At 59.5% G+C, this 615-nt stretch carries 1 protein-coding gene; it reads right to left on the bottom strand.

Annotated features, from left to right (window positions below):
- A partial coding sequence (locus tag FHD68_RS18810) for an ATP-binding protein (protein ID WP_244298011.1) occupies positions 1–597 on the bottom strand: 597 nt, incomplete at its 3' end.
- Positions 598–615 lie beyond the last annotated feature (18 nt).

Raw genomic sequence — 615 nt, 5'->3', positions numbered from 1 at the left:
GGCAGACAGCTTTTCTTGATTGTAGCCGGACATAAGGGCAATGCGGATGTCGGGGTGGGTCTTGGAGACCGCGCAAGCAAGGTCCAATCCTGACTCTCCGGGCATCACCACATCGCTTATCAGCAGATCCAGCCCGCTTTCACGATTGATGATGTCCCGTGCCTCCCTGCCGTTAGCTGCGATGAGGGTATCGCAACCCAAAGAGGCCAGCATTCGTGCAATCACCCGTGCGACCGCCGGTGTATCATCGACCACAAGGGCTTTTCGTTTCTTTTCCGGAATGGCTGCCGCGGCTGGAGCGTCGCCTTCCACATGCCGAGTGTCGACAGGCGCAATGGGGAAGAGCATGGAAATGGTCGTACCCTTCCCGGCCGTGCTGGAAAGCGTCACGAAGCCGCCCATCTGTTCGAGGTAACCGCGCACACGTGACAGTCCCAGACCCGACCCCTGGCCGGGCGAGCGTGTCGTGAAGAACGGCTGGAACACTTGTTCATGCAGATGCTCTGGGACACCGGAGCCGGTATCGGCGACGGAAAGGCATACCCATGCTTGAGTTGCTCCCCCATTGGGATGCGCACGGTGTATCACGCCGAGCATTATCCGAATGGTGCCCGA

Origin of the sequence: Paracoccus marcusii, from assembly GCF_006151785.1 — a bacterium.
Taxonomy (GTDB): Bacteria; Pseudomonadota; Alphaproteobacteria; order Rhodobacterales; family Rhodobacteraceae; genus Paracoccus; species Paracoccus marcusii.
This window is presented reverse-complemented; position numbering and strand designations above follow the sequence as displayed.